This window comes from Bradyrhizobium sp. SZCCHNRI2009 (genome assembly GCF_032485115.1).
Lineage (GTDB): Bacteria > Pseudomonadota > Alphaproteobacteria > Rhizobiales > Xanthobacteraceae > Bradyrhizobium.
Window position 1 is genome coordinate 73,999 of record NZ_JAUEUH010000001.1, and the last position, 21,284, is coordinate 95,282.

21 protein-coding genes are annotated in these 21,284 nt (G+C 65.9%); 14 read left to right on the top strand and 7 right to left on the bottom strand.

The features are described from left to right. Positions 1–26: 26 nt before the first annotated feature. The 6 genes from QX041_RS00385 (at position 27) to QX041_RS00410 (ending at position 5,927) form a co-directional block, all read left to right on the top strand. The gene (locus QX041_RS00385) at positions 27–611 is read left to right on the top strand and encodes an amino acid synthesis family protein (protein ID WP_315715503.1); all 585 of its coding nucleotides are present in this window, start codon (positions 27–29) and stop codon (positions 609–611) included. Positions 612–637: 26 nt separating this feature from the next. After that, complete coding sequence (locus QX041_RS00390) at positions 638–1,840, top strand: ABC transporter substrate-binding protein (protein ID WP_315752083.1); 1,203 nt, start codon at positions 638–640, stop codon at positions 1,838–1,840. Between the two features lie 182 nt (positions 1,841–2,022). Next, the gene (locus tag QX041_RS00395; RefSeq protein WP_316164239.1) at positions 2,023–3,909 is read left to right on the top strand and encodes an ABC transporter permease; all 1,887 of its coding nucleotides are present in this window, start codon (positions 2,023–2,025) and stop codon (positions 3,907–3,909) included. Beyond that, positions 3,906–4,697 (top strand): ABC transporter ATP-binding protein, encoded by a 792-nt coding sequence (locus tag QX041_RS00400; protein WP_316164240.1) that lies wholly within the window; start codon positions 3,906–3,908, stop codon positions 4,695–4,697. The genes QX041_RS00395 and QX041_RS00400 overlap by 4 nt, the downstream gene beginning before the upstream one ends. Then, complete coding sequence (locus QX041_RS00405) at positions 4,694–5,398, top strand: ABC transporter ATP-binding protein (protein WP_315715507.1); 705 nt, start codon at positions 4,694–4,696, stop codon at positions 5,396–5,398. The genes QX041_RS00400 and QX041_RS00405 overlap by 4 nt, the downstream gene beginning before the upstream one ends. A 13-nt stretch (positions 5,399–5,411) precedes the next feature. Further along, positions 5,412–5,927, top strand: a complete 516-nt coding sequence (locus tag QX041_RS00410; RefSeq protein WP_316164241.1) for a MarR family winged helix-turn-helix transcriptional regulator — start codon at positions 5,412–5,414, stop codon at positions 5,925–5,927. Positions 5,928–6,074: 147 nt separating this feature from the next. Here the strand turns inward: QX041_RS00410 and QX041_RS00415 are convergent, their stop codons facing one another. Then, positions 6,075–7,271, bottom strand: coding sequence for an amidohydrolase family protein (locus QX041_RS00415; RefSeq protein ID WP_315715509.1), 1,197 nt, complete (start codon positions 7,269–7,271; stop codon positions 6,075–6,077). Here QX041_RS00415 and QX041_RS00420 point away from each other — a divergent pair. The 4 genes from QX041_RS00420 to QX041_RS00435 all read left to right on the top strand — a co-directional run bounded on the left by QX041_RS00420 (position 7,251) and on the right by QX041_RS00435 (position 10,233). Beyond that, the gene (locus tag QX041_RS00420) at positions 7,251–7,595 is read left to right on the top strand and encodes a hypothetical protein (protein WP_316164242.1); all 345 of its coding nucleotides are present in this window, start codon (positions 7,251–7,253) and stop codon (positions 7,593–7,595) included. The two genes, QX041_RS00415 and QX041_RS00420, sit on opposite strands and share 21 nt — an antisense overlap. 6 nt (positions 7,596–7,601) lie before the next feature. Beyond that, positions 7,602–8,483 carry an aldose 1-epimerase family protein gene (locus tag QX041_RS00425; RefSeq protein WP_316164243.1) on the top strand — a complete coding sequence of 294 codons (882 nt, stop codon included), beginning with the start codon at positions 7,602–7,604 and terminating at the stop codon, positions 8,481–8,483. Between the two features lie 316 nt (positions 8,484–8,799). After that, on the top strand, positions 8,800–9,219 hold the full coding sequence (locus QX041_RS00430; protein ID WP_316164244.1) for a hypothetical protein: 420 nt from the start codon (positions 8,800–8,802) through the stop codon (positions 9,217–9,219). A 192-nt stretch (positions 9,220–9,411) separates the two neighbouring features. Further along, positions 9,412–10,233, top strand: coding sequence for an aldo/keto reductase (locus QX041_RS00435; RefSeq protein ID WP_315828072.1), 822 nt, complete (start codon positions 9,412–9,414; stop codon positions 10,231–10,233). Positions 10,234–10,325: 92 nt separating this feature from the next. Here QX041_RS00435 and QX041_RS00440 read toward each other — a convergent pair whose 3' ends face one another. Further along, positions 10,326–10,553: a hypothetical protein gene (locus QX041_RS00440; protein WP_315715512.1), complete on the bottom strand. Its 228-nt coding sequence runs from the start codon at positions 10,551–10,553 to the stop codon at positions 10,326–10,328. A 144-nt stretch (positions 10,554–10,697) separates the two neighbouring features. Beyond that, the gene (locus QX041_RS00445) at positions 10,698–11,144 is read right to left on the bottom strand and encodes a hypothetical protein (protein ID WP_315752075.1); all 447 of its coding nucleotides are present in this window, start codon (positions 11,142–11,144) and stop codon (positions 10,698–10,700) included. Between the two features lie 175 nt (positions 11,145–11,319). Here QX041_RS00445 and QX041_RS00450 point away from each other — a divergent pair, with 175 nt between their 5' ends. Next, positions 11,320–12,600, top strand: a complete 1,281-nt coding sequence (locus tag QX041_RS00450; protein ID WP_315828073.1) for an amidohydrolase/deacetylase family metallohydrolase — start codon at positions 11,320–11,322, stop codon at positions 12,598–12,600. Between the two features lie 11 nt (positions 12,601–12,611). Here the strand turns inward: QX041_RS00450 and QX041_RS00455 are convergent, their stop codons facing one another. Beyond that, on the bottom strand, positions 12,612–13,850 hold the full coding sequence (locus tag QX041_RS00455) for a PLP-dependent aminotransferase family protein (protein WP_316164245.1): 1,239 nt from the start codon (positions 13,848–13,850) through the stop codon (positions 12,612–12,614). 176 nt (positions 13,851–14,026) lie between these two features. On the opposite strand from QX041_RS00455, the gene ribB reads away from it, so the two are divergent. The 3 genes from ribB to QX041_RS00470 all read left to right on the top strand — a co-directional run bounded on the left by ribB (position 14,027) and on the right by QX041_RS00470 (position 17,511). After that, entirely contained in the window at positions 14,027–15,103 is a 1,077-nt protein-coding gene (ribB, locus tag QX041_RS00460) for a 3,4-dihydroxy-2-butanone-4-phosphate synthase (protein ID WP_315715516.1), read from the top strand. Between the two features lie 64 nt (positions 15,104–15,167). After that, a complete protein-coding gene (locus QX041_RS00465) occupies positions 15,168–16,382 on the top strand; it encodes an acyl-CoA dehydrogenase (protein ID WP_315715517.1) in 1,215 nt (404 codons plus the stop codon). A 211-nt stretch (positions 16,383–16,593) separates the two neighbouring features. Continuing rightward, entirely contained in the window at positions 16,594–17,511 is a 918-nt protein-coding gene (locus QX041_RS00470; RefSeq protein WP_315752072.1) for an MBL fold metallo-hydrolase, read from the top strand. 80 nt (positions 17,512–17,591) lie between these two features. Here QX041_RS00470 and QX041_RS00475 read toward each other — a convergent pair whose 3' ends face one another. From QX041_RS00475 to QX041_RS00485, 3 genes are all read right to left on the bottom strand, one after another. Beyond that, complete coding sequence (locus QX041_RS00475; protein WP_315715519.1) at positions 17,592–18,452, bottom strand: DUF1499 domain-containing protein; 861 nt, start codon at positions 18,450–18,452, stop codon at positions 17,592–17,594. Positions 18,453–18,585: 133 nt separating this feature from the next. Then, positions 18,586–19,803: an MFS transporter gene (locus tag QX041_RS00480; protein WP_316164246.1), complete on the bottom strand. Its 1,218-nt coding sequence runs from the start codon at positions 19,801–19,803 to the stop codon at positions 18,586–18,588. A gap of 127 nt (positions 19,804–19,930) precedes the next feature. Next, a complete protein-coding gene (locus QX041_RS00485; RefSeq protein ID WP_315715521.1) occupies positions 19,931–21,136 on the bottom strand; it encodes an ABC transporter substrate-binding protein in 1,206 nt (401 codons plus the stop codon). Between the last annotated feature and the right edge of the window lie 148 nt (positions 21,137–21,284).

Genomic DNA, 21,284 nt, shown 5'->3' on the forward strand with positions numbered 1-21,284 from the left:
ATGTGCAGGAACACGAAGGATCATCGATGAGCGCCGTCATCAGAAAGATCGTGACCGTGGTCGAGGAAGTCCATCAGGAGATGGGCCGGTCCGTCTCGCCGCCGACGCGGCGGGCTGCGGCAGTGGCGGTGATCGAGAATCCGTTTGCCGGCCGCTATGTCGAGGACCTGTCGCCTCTGATTGCGATCGGCGAGGAGCTGGGCGAGATGCTGGCCAAGCGCGCCGTGGCCGCGCTCGGCATCGAAGGGCCGGCCGCGCACAGCTACGGCAAGGCGGCCGCCGTCGGCAGCGACGGCGAGCTGGAGCATGCGGCCGCGATCCTGCATCCGAAAATGGGCGCGCCGGTGCGCAAGGTACTCGGCAAGGGCGCGGCGCTGATCCCGTCGTCGAAGAAGCGCGGCGGCGTCGGCTGCACGCTCGACATTCCGCTCGGCCATAAAGATGCGGCCTTCGTGCGCAGTCATTTCGATGGCATGGAGGTGCAGATCAACGACGCGCCGCGCGCCAATGAGATCATGGTCGCGCTCGCGGTCACCGACAGCGGCCGTCCGCTGCCGCGCGTCGGCGGGCTCACGGTCGCCGAGATCAAGGGCGAGGACGGTCTACGGTAATTCGACTCAACATGGAGGCTGAAGGGATGCGACGGAGAACGATGCTTGCGGCAGGCCTGGGCCTTGCCGTCGCGGGACTGACGGGCGCGGCGCGCGCCGAGGACGTCATCAAGATCGGCGAGATCAACAGCTATTCGCTACTGCCGGCCTTCACCGAGCCCTATCGCAAGGGCTGGCAGCTCGCGGTCGAGGAGATCAATGCGGCCGGCGGCATCAACGGCAAGAAGCTCGTCGTCGTCTCCAAGGACGACAGCGGCAAGCCGGCCGATGCGCAGACCGCGGCCAACGAGCTGGTGTCGAGCGAGAACGTGGCGATGCTCGCCGGTACGTTCCTGTCGAACATCGGCCTCGCCGTCAGCGACTTCGCCAACCAGAAGAAAGTGTTCTTCCTGGCGGCCGAGCCGCTGACCGACGCCATCACCTGGGCGAAGGGCAACAAATACACCTTCCGCCTGCGTCCGTCGAACTACATGCAGGCGGCGATGCTGGTGGAGGAGGCCGCCAAGCTTCCCGCCAAGCGCTGGGCCACCATTGCGCCGAACTATGAATATGGCCAGTCGGCCGTCGCGGTGTTCAAGAAGCTCTTGTCGGAGAAACGGCCCGACATCCAGTGGGTGGACGAGCAGTGGCCGCCGCAGGGCAAGATCGACGCCGGTCCGGTGGTGCAGGCCGTCGCCGCCGCCAATCCGGAGGCGATCCTCAACGTCACCTTCGGCGCCGATCTCGTGAAGCTGGTCCGCGAGGGCAACACCCGCGGCCTGTTCAAGGACCGCAAGGTCGTCAGCTTCCTGACCGGCGAGCCGGAATATCTCGATCCGCTCAAGGAGGAGACGCCCGAGGGCTGGATCGTCACCGGCTATCCCTGGTATTCGATCAAGACGCCCGAGCACGACGCGTTCCTGAAGGCGTATCAGGCCAAATATAACGACTATCCGCGGCTTGGTTCGATCGTCGGCTACCAGACCATCAAGTCGGCAGCCGCCATCCTCGCCAAGGCCGGCTCGACCGATACCGACAAGCTGATCGCCGCGGCCGAGGGACTGTCGGTGCCGTCGCCCTTCGGTGAAATCACGTTCCGCAAGATCGATCACCAGTCGACGCTCGGCGCTTACGTCGGCAAGACTGCGCTGAAGGACGGCAAGGGCATCATGGTCGACGCCGTCTATCGCAAGGGCTCGGACTATCTGCCTGGTGACGCGGAGGTCGGCAAGCTCCGGCCGAAGGACTGATCCACACGATCCTGCTTCTCCCTCTCCCGCAGGGGGAGAGCGGGCGGGGTGAGGGAATACGACGCCTGATCTGCAGGTTCGGGCCGAGATCCCTCACCCCACGCTTGCTCGCCAGCTCTCTGAGGGAGCGCCGAGCGCAAACGCGGCTCATCGATTCGACGATCTCCTCACGCGGACCGCCCATGGCCTTCTATTTCGTCCAGTTCCTGACCGGCCTTGCCAGTGCAGCCTCGCTGTTCCTGGTGGCGTCGGGACTGTCGATCATCTTCGGCGTCACCCGCATCGTGAATTTCGCCCATGGCGCGTTCTACATGCTCGGCGCCTATGTGGCCTTTTCGCTCACTGAGAGGCTGTCCGGTCCGCTCGGCTTCTGGGGCGGCATCGTCGTGGCAGCGCTCGCGGTCGCGGCCATCGGGGTGCTCGTCGAGATCGTGCTGCTGCGCCGGATCTATCACGCGCCGGAGCTGTTCCAGCTGCTCGCGACCTTCGGCTTGACGCTGATGGTCGAGGATCTCGTCGTGCTGATCTGGGGGCCGGACGATCTGGTCGGCCGCCGCGCGCCGGGATTGAAAGGTGCGGTCGACTTCTTCGGTCAGAACATCCCGAGCTACGACCTGTTCCTGATCGCGCTCGGTCCGATCGTGCTCGGGGTGCTATGGTTGCTGTTCCAGCGCACGCGCTGGGGCATCCTGGTGCGCGCGGCGACGCAGGACCGCGACATGGTCGCGGCGCTCGGGGTCAACCAGAAGTGGCTGTTCACCTCGGTGTTTGCGGTCGGCGTCTTCCTGGCCGCGCTCGGCGGCGCGCTGCAGATCCCGCGCGACGCGGTCCATCACGCGATGGATCTGCGCATCATCGTCGAGGTGTTCGTGGTCGTCGTGATCGGCGGCCTCGGCAGCATCCTCGGCGCCTTCGTTGCCGCCGTGCTGGTGTCCGAATTGAATGCGTTCGGCATTCTCATTTTTCCGACGATCTCGCTGATCCTGGTGTTCCTGGTGATGGCCGTGGTTCTAGTGGTCCGTCCCTGGGGCCTGTTCGGCAAGAAGGAGGCGCCGGCGCGCCGCACGCCGGGCCTCACCGTTATTCCGTGGCGCCCGCTGAGCTCGGTCGAGCGGCTGGCGTCTCTCGTCGCGCTGGCGCTGGCGGCGATGCTGCCCTTCATCGCCGGCAACTACGCGCTGACCGTGGGCGCCGAGATCGCGATCTTCGTGATCTTCGCGGCGTCGCTGCATTTCCTGATGGCGGTCGGCGGGCTCGCCTCGTTTGGTCACGCCGCCTATTTCGGCCTCGGCGCCTATGGCGTCGCCTTCCTCGCCAAGATGGCGGGGCTGCCGATGATCGTCTGCCTTTTGCTGGGCCCGCTGCTCGGCGCGCTCGGCGCAGCCGTGTTTGGTGCTTTCGCGGTCCAGCTCTCCGGCGTCTACTTCGCGATGCTGACGCTGGCGTTCGCCCAGATCGTTTGGTCGATCGCGTTCCAATGGGTGGCCGTGACCGGCGGCGACAATGGCATTCTCGGTCTCTGGCCGGAAAAGTGGGCGGCCTCGCCGTCGCACTTCTATTGGCTCGCACTCGGCGTGTCGGCGCTCGTGGTCAGCGTGCTCCGGCTGATTACTTTCTCACCCTTTGGCTACGCGCTGCGCGGCATGCGCGACTCGCCGCTGCGCAGCGAGTCGATCGGCATCAACGGCAAGCGTATCCAGTGGACCGCTTTCATCATCGCCGGCACGACGGCCGGCATCGGCGGCGCGCTGTTCGCCTATCTCAAGGGCAGCGTCTTCCCTGACAACATGGGCATCTCGCTCTCGGTCGATGCGCTGGTCATGGTGCTGCTCGGCGGCGTCGAGACGGTGCCCGGCGCGATCTTCGGCGCCATCGTCTACAAGGCGCTCAACATCTGGCTGGTCAGCCAGACCGACTGGTCGAAGTTCGTGCTCGGCATCTTCATCGTGCTGATCGTGGTGGTGTTCCCGAAAGGCATCGTGGGCGTGGTCGAGACCGTCATGCATCGGCGCCGCGCAGTGTCCCCCAAGGGGGCTTCGCTGTCGGCCAAGATGGAGGGCGCACAATGAGTCTCGGCGTGTCGCTGCTCTCGGTCGAAGGCCTGTCTAAATCCTATGGCGGCATTCACGCCGTCCGCAACGTGTCGTTCACGCTGCGGGCCGGCGAGATCCTGGCGCTGATCGGCCCGAACGGCGCGGGGAAAAGCACCTGCTTCGACATGCTCAACGGCCAGAACGTGCCGGACAGCGGCCGCATCACGGTGATGGGGCAGGAGACCACCGGGCGCAAGCCGCGCGAGGTCTGGCGGCTCGGGGTCGGCCGCACCTTCCAGATTACCGCGACCTATCCGACCATGACCGTGCGTGAGAACATCCAGGTCGCGCTGGTCTCGCATCATCGCCGCCTGTTCGATTTCTGGAGCCCGATGGTTGGCATCGAGCGGGACGAAGCCGATCGCCTGCTCGATCTCGTCGGCATGGCCGGCTATGCCGAACGGCCCTGCGGCGAGCTCGCGTATGGCGACCTCAAGCGGCTGGAGCTCGCGATCGCGCTTGCCAACCAGCCGAAGCTGCTGCTCATGGACGAGCCGACCGCCGGAATGGCGCCGCGCGAGCGTGTCGAGCTGATGCGGCTGACGGCTGGAATCGCGCGTGAGCAGTCGATCGGCGTCCTCTTTACGGAGCACGACATGGACGTGGTATTCGAGCATGCGGACCGCATTCTCGTGCTCAATCGCGGCAGCCTCATTGCCGAGGGATCGCCAGCCGAGGTGCGCGCCAACCGGGAGGTGCAGGCGATCTATCTCGGCGAAGGCCTGCTGTATGATGCCGATCATCGCGAGGGAGCTCCGACATGAAGCTGTCCGTCGCCAGTCTCAACAGCCACTACGGTCCGGCGCATATCCTGTTCGACATCGGCCTCGAGGTCGGCGAGGGCGAGGTGGTGGCACTGCTCGGGCGCAACGGCGCCGGCAAATCGACGACGTTCCGCTCGATCGTCGGCCTGGTCGAGCTGCGCGAGGGCCAGATCATGTTCGAGGGCAAGGACATCTCGTCCGCGCCGACCCATGAGATCGTCCGCGCCGGCCTCGGCTATGTTCCGGAAGAGCGCCGCATCTTCACCGAGCTGACGGTGGAGGAAAACCTCGAGGTCGGTCGGCAGAAGCCGCGGCCCAATGCGCCGCAATGGACGCGCGAGAAACTCTATCAGTTGTTTCCCAATCTCGGCGAGATGAAGAACCGCCCGGGCGGCCGCATGAGCGGCGGCGAGCAGCAGATGCTCACCATCGCCCGTACCCTGATGGGCAATCCGTCGCTGGTGCTGCTCGACGAGCCCTCGGAGGGTTTGTCGCCGAAGATCGTCGAGCAGATGGTCGATGCGATCCTGACCATGAAGAAAGAAGGCGTCTCGCTGGTCGTCTCCGAGCAGAACCTGCATTTTGCCAAGCTGATCTCGGACCGCGCCTATATCATCGAGCGCGGCCGCATCTGCTTCTCCGGCACCATGGCCGAGCTCGACGCGCGGCCCGACATCCGCGACGCGCATCTGTCGATCTGAGGCGAGGGAAGATATGGCCAAGAGCGCCACGCTGAAGCGATCGGCAAGGACCGCAACGAAGACCGCGCCGAAGCCGCAGGCAAAGGCCGCCGCGAAGGCCACGGCCAAAGCGGCGAAATCAAATTACGTGCTCGACGATCAGATCGGCTTCATCCTGCGTCAGGTCTGGCAGCGCCACACGATGATCTTCGCGCGCGACATCGGCAGCAACCTGACGCCAACGCAATGGGCGGCACTGTCGAAGCTGGTCGAGACCGGGCCGTGCTCGCAAAACCAGCTCGGACGGTTCACGGCGATGGACGTCGCGACGATCAAAGGTGTGATCGACCGGCTGACCGCGCGCGGTCTCACCGAAACCAGCCCGGACCCGCAGGATGGTCGCAGGCTGCTCGTCAGCCTGACCCGCGCCGGCCAGCAGCTCGCGGAGAAGACCGCACCGCTCGCGCTCGCCATCTCCAAGGAAACACTGGCGCCGCTCGATGCGAAGGAACGCGAGACGCTGCTGGGGTTGTTGAACCGGCTGCGGTAGCCCTTCCTCCACGTCATTCCGGGGCGTCGCGAAGCGACGAACCCGGAATCCCGAGCTGAGGGAAAGAACAGCGCAGGCCAATCTCAGGATTCCGGGTTCGCCCTTTGGGCGCCCCGGAATGACTGTGTATGCCGCTCTACGACGATATTACTTCGCCACGATCTCCGGGATCTTCGTGGCCGGCGGCGTGTTGCGGCTGCGCTGGGTGCGGACGATGCCGTCGATGATGGTCATGCCGATACCCGGGAGATCGCCGAGCTGGACGCTGTCGAGCAAGGTCGTGGCCGGCGAGTGCTGCGCCTTGTCCATGATGACGAAGTCGGCGGAGCGGCCGACCTCAATCAGGCCGCAGTCGAGCTCGCGCATCCGCGCTGTGTTGCCGGTAGCGAAGCAGAACGCGATCTCGGCGGGGACGTCGCCGAGCGAGGACAGCAGCGACACCATGCGCAGGATGCCGAGCGGCTGCACGCCGGAGCCGGCCGGCGCGTCGGTGCCGAGGATCACGCGGTTGAGTTCGTTCATCTCGCGCGCGGTGCGCAAGGTGAACAGCGCCGAGCGCTCATTGCCGTTGTGCACCAGCTCGAGCCCAGCCTTGCAGCCCTCGCAGATGCAGCGGATCTGGTCGTCGGGCAGGGCGGTGTGGCCGCCGTTGATGTGTCCGATGACGTCGGTGCCGGCCTCCAGCACGACGTCCTTGTCGATCAGGCCGGAGCCGGGAATCGACGGACCGCCGGTGTGAATGGTGCTCTGGATGCCGTATTTGCGCGCCCAGCCGACCATCTTGCGCGCGGTCGGGCCGTCCTTGACACCGCCGAGGCCGACCTCGCCGAGCAGCTTGACGCCGGCCGCCGCGAGCTCCTTGAAATCGTCCTCGACCATCTCGCATTCGATCACCGGCGCGCCGGCATGCACCTTCACACCGCCGGGGCGCAGCGTCCAGAATGCGCGCTGCGCGAAGATCGCCATCGCCTTCAGGCCGACGACGTCGCGCGGGCGACCGGGCATGTGCACCTCGCCGGCGGAGATCATCGTGGTGACGCCACCATGCAGATAGGAGTCGATCCAGTTGGTCTGGTTCTGCCGCGGCGTCCAGTCGCCGGCGACCGGATGAACATGGCTGTCGATCAGGCCTGGCGCCACCGTCGTGCCATGGGCATCGACGATGGTCGTCGCGCCTTCGGTGTCGACGTCCTTGAAGCGGCCGATGCCCGTGATCTTGCCGTTCTCGGCGACGATCGTGTCGGCGTCCAGGATGGGCCGTTCCAGTGCGCCGGACAGCATCAGGCCGATGTTGCGGATGACCAGCTTGCTGGGACCGGTTGCTTGCGGCGCGTCATGGGCCATCGGGATATCCTTCTTTCCTGGCAAGGCATTTGCGGCAGTTTGCGCCTGCACGCGGCGCAGCATCAAGCCGGTTTCGGTCATTCGTACACGAATGATAAGGTCCGGCAAGCTGCGGCCTGCACGAAGATTTGGCGCGGGCTGCCTACCCTTCAGACACCGCGCGGGCCCTATGAGCGCGGCGACATCCTCGGCTTCGGTCGCGAGTTCGACGTTCCCGTCCCCGTGCTTGTGGCGGTGGTCTACGCGCTGGTGACGAACCGCATCCCTGGACGTTGCCGCCGCAATCCGGCATCACCTCGTGCGATCTTTTTGCGACGTGGGTGACGGCAGATGAGCGACGACCTCCACATGATCGGCGCGGGCGGCATCACCGCCTCGGTCAAGGCTGATGGCGCCGAGCTGTGCTCGTTGAAGACGGCCGGGGGCCTGGAGTTGCTGTGGCAGGCCGGAGCCGTCTGGCCGCGCCATGCGCCGTGGTTGTTTCCGATCGTCGGCCGACTCAAGAATGACCAGCTCCACCACCGCGGCCAAACCTATCCGATGACGCAGCACGGCTTCGCCCGCGACCTCCCATTCACCTGGCTGGAGCGCGGGGCCGAGTCGTGCGCGTTGCAGCTGACCGACGACGAGACGACGCGGGCGCGCTATCCGTTCGCCTTCCGTCTCACGGTGAGCTACCGGATCACCGCTGATGCGCTGGACGTGGCGGTCGAGATCGCCAACCCCGGCGCGGAGGTTCTGCCAGCCTCGTTCGGATGCCATCCCGCCTTCAACTGGCCGCTGCTCCCCGGCCAGCCGAAGGAGAGCTATCGGCTGATCTTTGCAGAGCCGGAGCCGGCGCCGATCCGCCGTCTGACAGGAGGTTTGCTGCGCGAGCGGCCGGAGCCCTCACCGATCGAGGGGCGCGTTCTCCCGTTGAGCGAACGTCTGTTCGACGACGATGCCGTGATCCTCGATCAGCCGGCCAGCCGTTCGCTTCGCCTCGTCGGAACCACAGGACCGGCGCTTGAGTTAACTTGGGATCATTTTCGTCAGCTTGGAATCTGGTCGAAGCCCGGCGGCGTGCCGTTCCTGTGCATCGAGCCGTGGCGCGGTTTCGCCAGTCCGCTCGATTTCGACGGCGAGTTTGCGGCCAAGCCCGGCGTCATGCACATCGCTCCGGACTCTGCAGAGACGCTGCGATGCCGCATCCGGGTCGACGGATTGGTATGACTAATGCTCGCAGCGCCCATTTGCGTGCACAGCGGTAACTGTGACTCGCAGTTTTGGGCCTGGAAATGACGGCGCCGTGACCTACATCAGAGACGAGCGCGGAACTTTGGCTATGATGTGTCGAACGACCGGCGGTTGGTGGCGCTTTCTCCGAACTGATAACGGTCGATCATCGAACATGACGTGCGGCGTGATGTCAGGCGCTCTTAGCTGGCTCTTGCAGCCGGGCAGCGCTGCGAGTTCGCCATCAGCCGGCGTGCAGAGATCTCGCGGCGGGGGCGCGTAAGTGGCGTTACGCGGGGAACGGGAGGATGGGATGGTGTTGAGAGCTGTTATCGGCACGATTACATGCGCCGTGTTGCTCACGGCGAGCGATGCTGTGGCGGGGGCCTATCAGCCGGGTGACTTCCTCAAGCTTGATCTGTCGAAGGCCGTGTTGTCGCCGGAGCCGCTCGGCCCCGAGGCGCATTTCGAACCTGTGCCCATCGAAGCCAAATCAGATCGACCTGCGGTCGCCGTCCGTTCCGCGATCGACCCGGACGAGCGCTCCGCCATCCCGCGCGCCATCGCCAGCCGGCGCGCTCATGGCACCAGGACGGCCGAGCGGCCCCGCGGCGCCGCCCGCGCCAAGCTCGTCCATCGGCGCGGCAATCCGCTCGACGCGCAGGCGATGGATACGCGCATTCAGACCTGGCCGTGCCGGCCTGGCAGCGGCGGCATCTGTAACTGGCGCTGATCGGCGGGGCTACCCCGCGCGCCTGTTGCGTTCAGGAACCTCGCTCCCGACATCTTGATTGAGGCGGATGCCGGCTCGCTTGAACTCGCAAGCGGAGCAAAGGCAAGTTGAGCGCTTCCCGCCAAGGTCTTGATGTTCGAGGCTGCCGCCGGCGTTTGCTGGCGAATGGCTCGCGCGATTCCAGGAGCTTTCATGAACGCCATCGACACCCAGGGTATCCGTCTGCCCAAGCTCGGGCTCGGCACCTTTCGCATGCAGGGCACTGTCTGCCGCGAGGCCGTCGAGAGCGCGCTTGCGCTCGGCTACCGCCACATCGACACCGCCGAGATGTATGCCAACGAGGACGCGATCGGTGCTGCACTTGCGGCAACAAATCTGCCGCGCGCCGAATTGCACGTCACCACCAAGGTCTGGCCGGAGAACCTCGCGCCGGACGCGATCCGTCGCGCGTTCGACACGAGTCTGAGGAAGCTCAGACTGGATTTCGTCGATCTCTATCTCATCCACTGGCCGGCCAAGGGGATGAACCTGCCGGCCGCGCTGGAGACGCTGTTGAAGCTGAAGGAGGAGGGGCGTACGCGCGCGATCGGCGTCGCCAACTTCACCGTCGCGCTGCTGAAACAGGCGGTGGAGGACGTCGAGGCACCTGTTGCCTGCAATCAGGTCGAGTATCATGTGATGCTCGACCAGTCGAAGCTGATGGCCTACATGGCGAGCCGGTCGATTCCCCTGGTGGCCTATTGCCCGCTGGCGCAGGGACGCGCGGCCGCCGACGAGACGCTGGGGGCCATCGGCAGGAAGCATGGCGCGAGCGCCGCCCAGGTCGCACTGAAATGGCTGTTGGACCAGGATGGGGTGGCGGCGATCCCCAAGGCCGCGCGTCCGGAGAGTCAGCGTGCGAACTGGGATGCGATGAAGCTTCAACTCGATGATGAGGATCGTGCCACCATCGCGTCCCTCCCGAAGGACAAGCGCTTCGTCAATCCGGCCTTTGCGCCGGAATGGGACCGCTGACCACCACGCGGAGCTCCTGCGAGAACGGACGTCAGAACGAACGCCACAGAAAATGGCCCCTCTCGGGGCCATTGCTGTGTCGAAGTTGCAGATCAGTCGCGCCGGATGATCACGGTGCGATCGTGATGGCGGTGGAACGGCCGGACATAGCGGTGAGGCCGGTACTCACGATGCATGCGGTATTCGGCGTGGGACCGATCCCAGCCGTGGTGGTAGTGATGGCCGCCACGCTTGATGACCACCGTCTCGGCGTTGGCGATCGACGGTGCCGCGAGCGCGACGACCGCAAGGGAAGCGAGCGCGAGAGCGATTTTCTTCATGTTGTCCTCCAGAATGAAAGTGCGGGATCAACTTGAAGTGTGAAAGAACGTTCCGCAGGAACTTCCACGAAGTTGCTGAATACACGTTCAGATTTGGTCTTCACGCTCGCGCGCGAACCGTGCCGTCCCCTCGAGCCTGCCGCGTCAGTCGCACTTCCTGAGCGCTGGCGTCGGCTTGCCGTTGGCGACGAAGCGGCCGTCACGAATGGTGTAGCTGTCGTCCTCGCCGCGATTGAACGCGGAGCGGATGTTGCCGTCGGCGGTCCGGGTGATCCCGTTCTCTCGCGTCTGGCGTGCTTTGGGCAGCACGATCGAGAGCACCAGCGTCTGGTCCGCCTCGACGCGTGCGCTCGCCACCTGGTTGACGTCGGACGGATCGTGGTCACGACGATAGATCAGGTGACCATCGTCAGTGACTTCGTAGGAGATGATGGCGCCGCGGCCCTTGACCGCGGGTGCGCTGCAGTCGGCGGCCCAGGTTCCGATCAGGCCCCAGGTCCGAGCAACCTCGACGGTGTCGTCGGCCCGGGCGGCAGACGCTGATGATGCGCAGAGGACGATTGCGATGAGAGGGCGGGAGATCGAAATCATGCGGTCTCGCGGGGATGACTGCCGTGACATCTTAATGCACTGCGTCAATGGCGCAACGACAGACCTGCGCCGAGATCGTTGGCACAAAGTCTCATTCTTTCCGGGCCGGCCTTGCTGGCGAGGGGGACAAGGCGCATGCTCCCCGCAACTACAAACAAGCGTGGGGAGGCTGACCATGTCTGCGCTGTCGCGCCGCAAATTCCTGCTGTCGTCCGGAGCGGCCGCCATGGCCGCGCTATCGGGTCCTGCCGGCGCCGCGGTGGGGCCGGCCGACAAGTTCGATCTGGTGATCAAGGGCGGCGACGTGATCGATCCAAGCCAGTCGCTCCGAGCCAAGCGCGACATCGGGATCCGCTGGGGCGTCGTCGAAGCGGTCGAGCCCGAGATACCGGCCGAGCGGGCGCTGCGGTCGATCGACGCCAACGGCCGGTTGGTGACGCCGGGCCTCATCGACCTCCACAGTCATGTCTATCCCTATGGCTCGGCGATTGGGATCCCGCCCGACGAACTGGTGCAATTCCAGGGCACCACGACGGTCGTCTCGGCCGGCGACGCCGGCGTCAACAATCTTGCTGCGTTGCGCCGCTTCATCGCCGCCCAGTCGCGGGCCCGCATCTACGCCTTCGTCCACATCGCCAACAACGGCCTGTCGGCGTTTCCGGTGGCCGAGCTCTACAACATCGACAATGCGCAGGTAGACGCCTGCGCCATGGCGCTGGCGGAGAACCCGGACTTCCTGCTCGGGGTCAAGGTGCGGATGTCGGAGAACGTGATCTTCAAGCATGGGCTCGAGCCGCTGAAGCGCGGCATCAAGGCCTGCGAGCTGTGCGGCTGGCCGGCGCGGATGATGGTGCATATCGGTGGGGTCGAGACCGGCGAGTTGATGTCGCAGATCCTGGACCTGCTGCGCCCCGGCGACATCCTGACCCATGCCTATTCCGGCGCGCCGAATATGGGCGGCGCCTTCACCAACATCGTCCAGGACGGCAAGCTGCTGCCCGCGGCGCTCGCCGCCAAGCAGCGCGGCGTGCTGTTCGATGTCGGCCATGGCGGCGGCAGCTTCGATTTCACCGTGGCCGAGGTCGCGATCCCCGGCGGCTGCGGCCCGGACACCATCTCCTCCGACATCCATGTCTTCTCCGGCAACAGCCCCGGCATGCCGTTCCTGCCCAACGTGATGGCGAAATTCATCGCTATGGGATTTTCGTTGGAGCAGGTGGTGAGCATGGCCACCTCCGCGCCGGCCAAGATCATCAACCGTGCGCCGAAGATCGGCAGCTTGCAGGTTGGCGCGCCGGCCGACGTCGCAATCATGGACCTGGTCGAGGGGCCCGTCAGCTTCGTCGATACCCGCGGCAACAAGCGCGAGGGCAAGCTGCAGCTCAAGCCGGTGCAGACGGTGATCAATGGCGTGCCGTTCGGGCGGCCCTACCAGTCGCCCTTTTCGGTGCGGTGAGCAGCGCGCGATCACTCGATCGCGCGCGTCCGCTCCACATTGGATGAGCGCAATGGGACCCCGAACTCCTCCCGGCAGACGTCGGCGAGGACTGCGATGCCCTCGCGGATCTCCTGATGCGAGGGGCTGGCGAAGCACAGCCGCAGGCGGCTCCGCGCATGCGCGGCGTCGGTGGACCATTCCGGTCCCGGATTGATCGAGACGCCGCGTTTGAGCGCTGCCTGTGACAGCTTCATCGCGTCAACCTGGTCCGGTAGCTTGACCCAGAGGAAGATCCCGCCCCTGGGCGGCGCGAACTCGGCCGCGGTGCCGAACTCGGCGTTGAGCGCCTCGATCAGGGTGTCCAGCTTGGCGCGCAGTCCCCGCACCAACTGCGGCACGTGGGTCGCGAAATGCGGCCTGCAATATTCCGCGAGCACCATCTGCTCCAGTGCACCCGAGCCGGCATCGGTCTTGAGGGACAGCAGCACCGACATGATCTCCCAGGGGGCGACCAGGAAGCCGACCCGCAACGCCGGCGCGACCGACTTCGAGAACGATCCGAGGTGGATCACACCGCCATGGTCGGACATGCCGTGGATCGCGCGGGGCCGTTTGCCGTCCCAGATCAGGTCGGCGTAGCAGTCGTCCTCGAACACCGGCACGCCATAAGCGCGCGACAGCCACAGCAGCTCGGCCCGCCGGCTTTCCGGCATGATGGTGCCGGTCGGGTTCTGCACCGTGGGAATGGTATAGATGTATTTCGGCCGGATGCCGCGATCCCTGAGATCAGCCAGCACCGTCGCCAGCGCATCCGTTCGCATGCCGTCCTGGTCGAGCGGGATGCCGATGACCTTGACGCCCAGTCGTGCCAGCCGCGTCAGCGTGCCCTGGTAATTGTCCTGTTCGACCAGCACGGTGTCGCCGCGCGTGAGCAGCGCCTGGTTGACGAGGTCGAGGCCCTGCAGCGAGCCGGACAGGATCATGATGTCGTCGGCGCGCGCCGACATGCCCGCGTCCCGCGTCAGCTTGGCGGCAAGAAAGTCCCGCAGCGGCCGGTAGCCTTGAGGCCCATGCGCGAGGCCGTAGGTGGCGAGCGCGCGTCCCTCGCGGGCGAGCACGGCGTCGGCGGCCGCGCGCAAGCCCTCCACGGGCACGGCATCGGCGTCGTTGTTGCCGCCGACGAAGCTGTATTTTGCGAGTCCCGTCCAGCGCGCGGCGGGTGCGGGCAGGCCGGGGCTGAGGAGGGGTGCAAAATCGAATGCGGCCATGAGGCGCGGCTCCCTTGTTCTCGATTTGAGGCGACTTTAAACAGATACCAGGGCGCTTGTCCTGGCAGGGCCGGTCCTTTTCCCGGGGGAAGGCGACCTTCGAGCGGCGGTTCCGCCGCTCTGGCGCGCGCCTGCGATCCCGGCTAAAGCAGCCCGGAAAAGCAGCGAGACTTGCAATGGCCGACTCGATCCAGGAAGTTCTGTACGCCTTCGCCAAGGGCGAGATGGTCGTCGTGACCGATGACGACGACCGCGAGGGCGAGGGCGATCTCATCGTCGCCGCCTCGCTCTGCACGCCCGACAAGATGGCGTTCATCATTCGCCATACCTCCGGCATCGTCTGCGCGCCGATCACCGCCGACGACGCGCGGCGGCTGCGGCTCGACCCGATGGTCGCGCACAATGATTCCAACCACACCACGGCCTTCACCGTTTCGATCGACTACAAGCCGGACGGTGGCACCGGAATCTCGGCCGAAGAGCGCGCCTCCTGCTGTCGTGCGCTCGCCAACCCGAATGCCGGTGCCGCTGATTTCGCGCGCCCCGGCCATATCTTCCCGTTGATCGCGCGTGACGGCGGCGTGCTGCTGCGCTCCGGCCACACCGAGGCGGCGGTCGATCTCTGCAAGCTCGCCGGGCTCCCGCCGGTCGGCGTCATCTCCGAGTTGATGAACGACGACGGCACGGTCATGAAAGGCGAGCAGGTCGTTCGTTTCGCTGCGGCCCACAATCTCAAGCATGTCACCATCGCCGATCTGATCTCGTACCGGCAGGCGCGCGAGAAGCTGATCGAACGGGTGTCGACCTTCACGACCGACAGCCCGATCGGGCCACTGCAGGGCTTCGCCTACCGCTCGCCGTTCGATCCGATCACCCACGCCGCGTTCGTCTATAACGGCATCGGCGACGGCAAGAACGTGCTGACGCGGCTGCACAAGCCCAACATCGTGAAGGATCTGATCGCAGGTCCGCAGCGTATCCAGGCGGTGCTGCAGCACTTCAAGCGGGCCGGTCGCGGCGTGTTGATCTATCTGCGCGACGGCGCGGCCGGCGTTCCCGTCGAGCCGGTCGAAGAGCCGCATACCGCGGAGGCCGATCGCCATCGGCAGTGGCGCGAGGTCGGCGTGGGTGCGCAGATCCTGCGTGATCTCGGCGTGACCTCGATCCGGAACCTGACGTCGTCGGTGCATGACTACAAGGGCCTGTCGGGTTTCGGCATCGAGATCGTCGCCAACGAGCGGCTTGAAGGCTGAACTTCCAGGATTTAACCTCTCAACTGCTGCGACCCGTGCGCAGCGAGACGCGAAAGGACCATTCATGAGCGCGCGCCCTCAGGCAAAGGACAAGCCGGCCCAGTCGAGCTTCCAGTGGGACGATCCCTTCCTGCTGGACGATCAGCTGACCGAGGACGAGCGCATGGTGCGTGACACCGCGCGCGCCTACGCCCAGGACAAGCTGCTGCCGCGCGTGACCAAGGCCTATCTCGAGGAGAAGACCGACCGCGAGATCTTCAACGAGATGGGCGAGCTCGGCCTGATCGGCATCACCTTGCCGGAGGAATATGGCTGCGCCAATGCGAGCTACGTCGCCTATGGCCTCGTGGCACGCGAGATCGAGCGCGTCGATTCCGGCTACCGCTCGATGAACTCGGTGCAGTCCTCGCTGGTGATGTATCCGATCTATGCCTATGGCGACGAGAGCCAGCGCAAGAAATATCTGCCGAAGCTCGCCAGCGGCGAGTGGGTCGGCTGCTTCGGCCTGACCGAGCCGGATGCCGGCTCCGATCCGGCCGGCATGAAGACCCGCGCCGAGAAGGTGGCCGACGGCTATCGCCTGACCGGCAGCAAGATGTGGATCTCGAACGCGCCGATCGCCGACGTGTTCGTGGTGTGGGCCAAGTCGGCCGCGCATGACAACCAGATCCGTGGCTTCATCCTCGAGAAGGGCATGAAGGGCCTGTCGGCGCCGAAGATCGGCGGCAAGCTCTCCTTGCGCGCCTCGATCACCGGCGAGGTCGTGATGGACGGCGTGGTGGTGCCGGAGAGCGCGCTGCTGCCCAACGTGTCCGGCCTCAAGGGGCCGTTCGGCTGCCTCAACCGCGCCCGCTACGGCATCTCCTGGGGCGTGCTCGGCGCCGCCGAGGATTGCATGCATCGCGCTCGCCAGTACACGCTCGACCGCAAGCAGTTCGGCAAGCCGCTGGCTGCCACGCAGCTGGTCCAGAAGAAGCTTGCCGACATGGAGACCGAGATCGCGCTCGGCCTGCAGGCCTCGCTTCGCGTCGGCCGCCTGATGGACGAGGGCAAGATGGCCCCGGAGATGATCTCGATCGTCAAGCGCAACAATTGCGGCAAGGCGCTCGACATCGCTCGCGTCGCGCGCGACATGCACGGCGGCAACGGCATCTCGATCGAGTATCAGGTGATGCGCCATGCCGCCAACCTCGAGACGGTCAATACCTACGAGGGCACGCACGACGTCCACGCGCTGATCCTCGGCCGCGCCATCACCGGCATTCAGGCGTTCTTCTAACTGCTGTGCGCGACGCCCATTCGCTGCATAGGGCGGTATACGCGGGCGCCGTTGCGCCCTCGCTGTCATCGTCCGCGAAAGCGGACGATCCAGCAATCACCGGCCCATCGAGGCTCATCGCCGTCTCGAAGTACTGGATCCCCCGCTTTCGCGGGGGATGACGGCAGCGAGTGAGGCAGGCGATCTGCCCCATGCACAGGGAAGGCACGCCATGGCCGAGAATGACGACGTCCCGTTCAACCGCAACTTCCCGCTTCGGGCGGGCGTCGTCGAGCAGGTCCGCCCGGGCATTCGCCGCGTCCTCTGCAACAATCCGAGTCCGTTCACCTTCACCGGCACGGTCAGCTACATCGTGGGGACCGGCAACGTCGCGATCATCGATCCGGGTCCGGACAACGAGCCCCATGCGCAGGCGCTGCTCGATGCCATCAGAGGCGAGACCGTCACGCACATCCTGGTGACGCACACGCATCGCGATCACTCGCCGAACACCGGCCGGCTGAAGGCCGCGACCGGCGCCACCGTCTATGCCGAGGGCCCGCATCGCGCCTCGCGGCCGCGCTACGAGAGTGAGAAGCACAGTCCGGAATCCGGCGTCGACCGCGACTTTGCGCCGGATGTCACCGTTGCTGACGGCGATGTGATCGAAGGGCGGGGCTGGCGGGTCGAGGCCGTGGCGACGCCGGGCCATACGGCCAACCATCTCGCCTTCGCCTGGGCCGAGCGCAGCACCACCTTCGTCGGCGATCACGTCATGGGCTGGGCGACGTCGATCGTGGCGCCGCCCGATGGTTCGATGGTCGACTACATGGCTTCGCTGGAGCGGCTCGCCGCGCGGCCCGAGGAACTGTATTTCTCAGGTCACGGTCCGGAAATTCCGGAGGGACCGCGCTACACGCGCTTCCTGATGCGCCACCGCCAGGCCCGCGAGGCCTCGATCCTGCATCGCCTCGCCAAGGGCGAGGCCGACATCCCGACCATGGTGCGCGCGATCTATATCGGCATCGATCCACGGCTCACCACCGCGGCCGGCTATTCCGTGCTGGCCCATCTGGAAGACCTCGTCGCCCGCGGCGTGGTCGCGACGGAAGGTGATCCGGTGATCGGCGGGACGTATCGGCTGGTGTAGCGAATAGCGAGTAGGGGAAGAGTGCGAGCCGGGAAGACTTCGTTCCCTATTCGCTACTCCCTATTCGCCATTCGCCCCGCTCACTTCTTCACCGTCTTCGCATTGCCCTTCGCCGCCACCGGCGGCGGCGTGACCTTCTTCACCGGCTTCTGCGCCTCGGCCTCGCCGGCGTTGGACAGGTCCTCGATCAGCTTGGTCACGCGCGCGGCATTGCTGCCGATATCTGACTCGAAATAGCGCGAGGCGGAGCGGACGTCGACGCGGGAATCCTCGCCGTCGGGCTGGATGCGGATCGAGATGTCCTCGCGGAAGCCCATGATCGGCGTACGTGCGACCGCCTCGATGCGGCCGACGCGGCGCGGCGGCTGCGGCGCGCGTTCGTCGACCACGAACCATTTGCGCCGGTTGACCAGCTTCAGGGCGATCGCGTAGGCGCGATCGGGCGGCAGCTCGATCTGCACCGGCTCGATGTCCGGATAGAATTTCTGCTGCTGCTCGGCTGAATACAGCCCGGCATAGACGGCCGTGTTGGTGCCGTCGCCGTTGCGGAGCGGCGCCAAAGCCTCGAAGCGCGGCGGATCGATCGGGTCGGTGGTGATGTCGTAGATCTTCGGCAGCTTGCGGTACTGGAGCGCGAGGTAGGCCGGATAGGCCAGCACCACGGCATCGATCATGAAGGCGAGCAGGATCCGGCTCATGCCGCGGCTGCCGTTGCGCCAGATCGCGACGAAGGCGGCAAGCCCGAGCAGGATCGACAGCACGGCGAGCCCCAGCGCGCCGAAGAACGTCGCCAGCGCCGGCTTCATCTCCAGAAAATCGAAGCGCAGGATCAGGATCGAGACCAGCACGGCGACGACCGAGAACACCGCCAGATTGCGGGTCCAGGTCGCGAGGCTGGAGATCGGCTCCGACAGATAGGGGGCGTGAAACCTGCGTGCCATCGTGTCAGGAACTGCCGGGGTTGGGCCGCTGCCTGCGTTGCCGGGCGGCCGGATCACCCCGTGTGAGACCACGCGGATGGCGCAAATTCAAGAGGCGTTTGGCCCGGAGAGGGTGGTTGATGCGGAGACCGCGTCAGGCGGCTCGGTCTGTGCGGCTGCGCAACGCCGTCAGCATCAACAGAACGGTTGCGATCGAGAAGGCTGCGCCGGTCGTGAACGTCGCCTGCGACCCATAGGCGTGCCACAGCCATCCCGCCAGCAGGCTCGCGACCAGCAGCGCAGCGCCGGTCACAAGGTTGAACAGGCCGAACGCGGTGCCGCGCAGATCCGGCGGGGCGGTATCGGCGACCATTGCCGACAGCAGCCCCTGCGACAGCCCGAGGTAGAGGCCCCACAGCGCGACGCCGATCGCGGTGCCGATCAGGCCGGGCACGAAGGCCAGCGTCAGGTCGGCGGCTGTCAGCACCACGAGGCCGCAGGTCAGCACGTTGTTGCGGCCGATGCGGTCGGAGAGGATGCCGGCGGGCATGGCGACGCCGGCATAGATCAGGTTCATCAGCACGTAGACCAACGGGATCAGGGCGAGAGCGAGGCCGTCGGCCTGCGCCTTCAGCACCAGGAACGCCTCGCTGAAGCGGGCCAAGGCGAACACCGCGCCGGTGGCGACCACGATCCAATAGGCCGATGGCAGCTGGCGCAGCTCGCGCGCATGGACCGGCCAGTCCCGGCGCGCCGCAGGCGCGGTCTGCGCCGGCTCGCGCAGGCCGAACAGGATCAGCAGCACGGCAAGCGTGGCCGGCAGCGCCGACCACCAGAACACCGCCCGGAAGTCGTCGGCGTAGAGCGCCATCAGCGCCACGGCGAGGAGGGGACCGGCAAAGGCTCCGATCGTGTCGAGCGCCTGGCGCAGGCCGTAGCTCGCGCCGCGGATGCCTTCCGGCGTGACGTCGGCGATCAGCGCGTCGCGCGGCGCCTCGCGGATGCCCTTGCCGATGCGGTCGACGAAGCGCGCCGCGAGGATCTGCCATGATGTGCTGGCGAGCGGAAACACCGGCTTGGTCAAAGCCGCCAGCCCATAGCCGATTGCGACCAGCAGCTTGCGCTTGCCAATGCGGTCGGACAGTGCGCCGGAGAACACCTTGGTGATTGCGGCGGTCGCCTCGGACACGCCTTCGATCAGGCCGATGGTCACCGTGGAGGCGCCGACCACGGTCGCGAGGAAGACCGGCAGCAGCGCATGGATCAGCTCCGAGGAGATATCCATCAGGAGCGATACCAGCCCGAGCGTCAGCACCGTCGACGGTATGTCGCGCCATGTCGTGGACGCTGGGAGGCGCGCTCTTGAACTCATGCCCACCTTCTAGATGCGGCCCGGCATGCCCGCCTTGCGCCACGTCAACGCCACGGCGGCACGCAACGCCACGGCCCCGCCGAAGGGGAGGGGCCGTGGCTGCCTTGGTCAGGCTTGCGCCGGATGCTCAGTGCGAATGCACCAGCGGGCAGGCGGACTCCGAAAGCTTGCCGAACGCCTCCTCGCCGGACATCGTCTGGATCAGCTTGTAGTAGTCCCAGGGGTACTTCGACTCCTCCGGCTTCTTGACCTGCATGATGTACATCTCATGCTCCATCAGGCCGTCGGCGCGGATCTTGCCGTTCGACGTGAACATGTCGTCGATCTTCATATTGCGCAGCTGGTCCATGACCTTGTCGGACTCGGTGGTGCCGGCCGCCTTCACGGCATTGAGATAGGTGATCGTCGCCGAGTAGTAGGCGGCCTGGTTCATGGTCGGCTCGCGCTTGGTCTTTTCGTAGTAGCGCTTCGCGAAGGCGCGGGTCTTGTCGTTGAGGTCCCAATACCAGCCGGTGGTGAGATAGAGACCCTGCGCGGTCTTCAGGCCGAGACTGTGGATGTCGCTGATGAAGGCGAGCAGCGCCGCCGGCTTCATCGTCTTGGCGATGCCGAATTCATCCGCGGCCTTGATCGAGTTCGTGAAGTCGTTGCCGGCATTGGCGAGGCCCAGAACCTGCGCGCCCGAGCCCTGCGCCTGCAGCAGATAGCTGGAGAAGTCCGACGTGGAGAGCGGCACGCGGACCGCTCCGACCACCTTGCCGCCATTGGCCTCGACCACCTTGGACGCGGCTTCCTGCAACTGGGTGCCGAAGGCGTAGTCGGCGGTCAGGAAGAACCAGCTCTTGCCGCCCTGGCTGACCATGGTCTTGGCGGTGCCGTTGGCGAGCGAGGTCGTATCGTAGGCGTAGTGGACGGTGTAGGGCGTGCAGTCCTTGCCGGTCAGCGAGGCGCCGGCGGCACCGATCGCGATGAACGGTATTTTCTTCTCCTTGGCGGCGTTGGCCATCGCGAGGCTGACCCCCGTGTTGGAGCCGCCGAGGATCATGGTGACCCCGTCGCGATCGGCCCACTCGCGCAACTTCTGGGCGCCGACGTCCGGCTTGTTCTGATGATCGCTCTCCATGAACTCGATCTTGTTGCCGAGCACGCTGCCGCCGAAATCCTCGATCGCCATCTTTGCAGCCTCGACCCCGCCCGGCCCGATCACGTCGGCATAGAGCCCGGACATGTCGTCGATGTCGCCGATCACGACCTTGTTGCCAGCGGCGTGAGCGGCCGTGGCGGCCAGTGATGCTCCCAGCAGCCAGGGCAGCAGGCGGGTTGATCTTAGCATGGTGGCGTTCCCTCGTTTTTTATGGTGCCGGACCTTAGGAACGCTCCCATGGGCTTCCTATTCGCCTTTGGTCGAGGCGAGGGCGATGGAACTTTTTGCGCGGAACGCAAACGGCCCCCGCGGGGCGCAGGGGCCGTGAGTCTCGCGC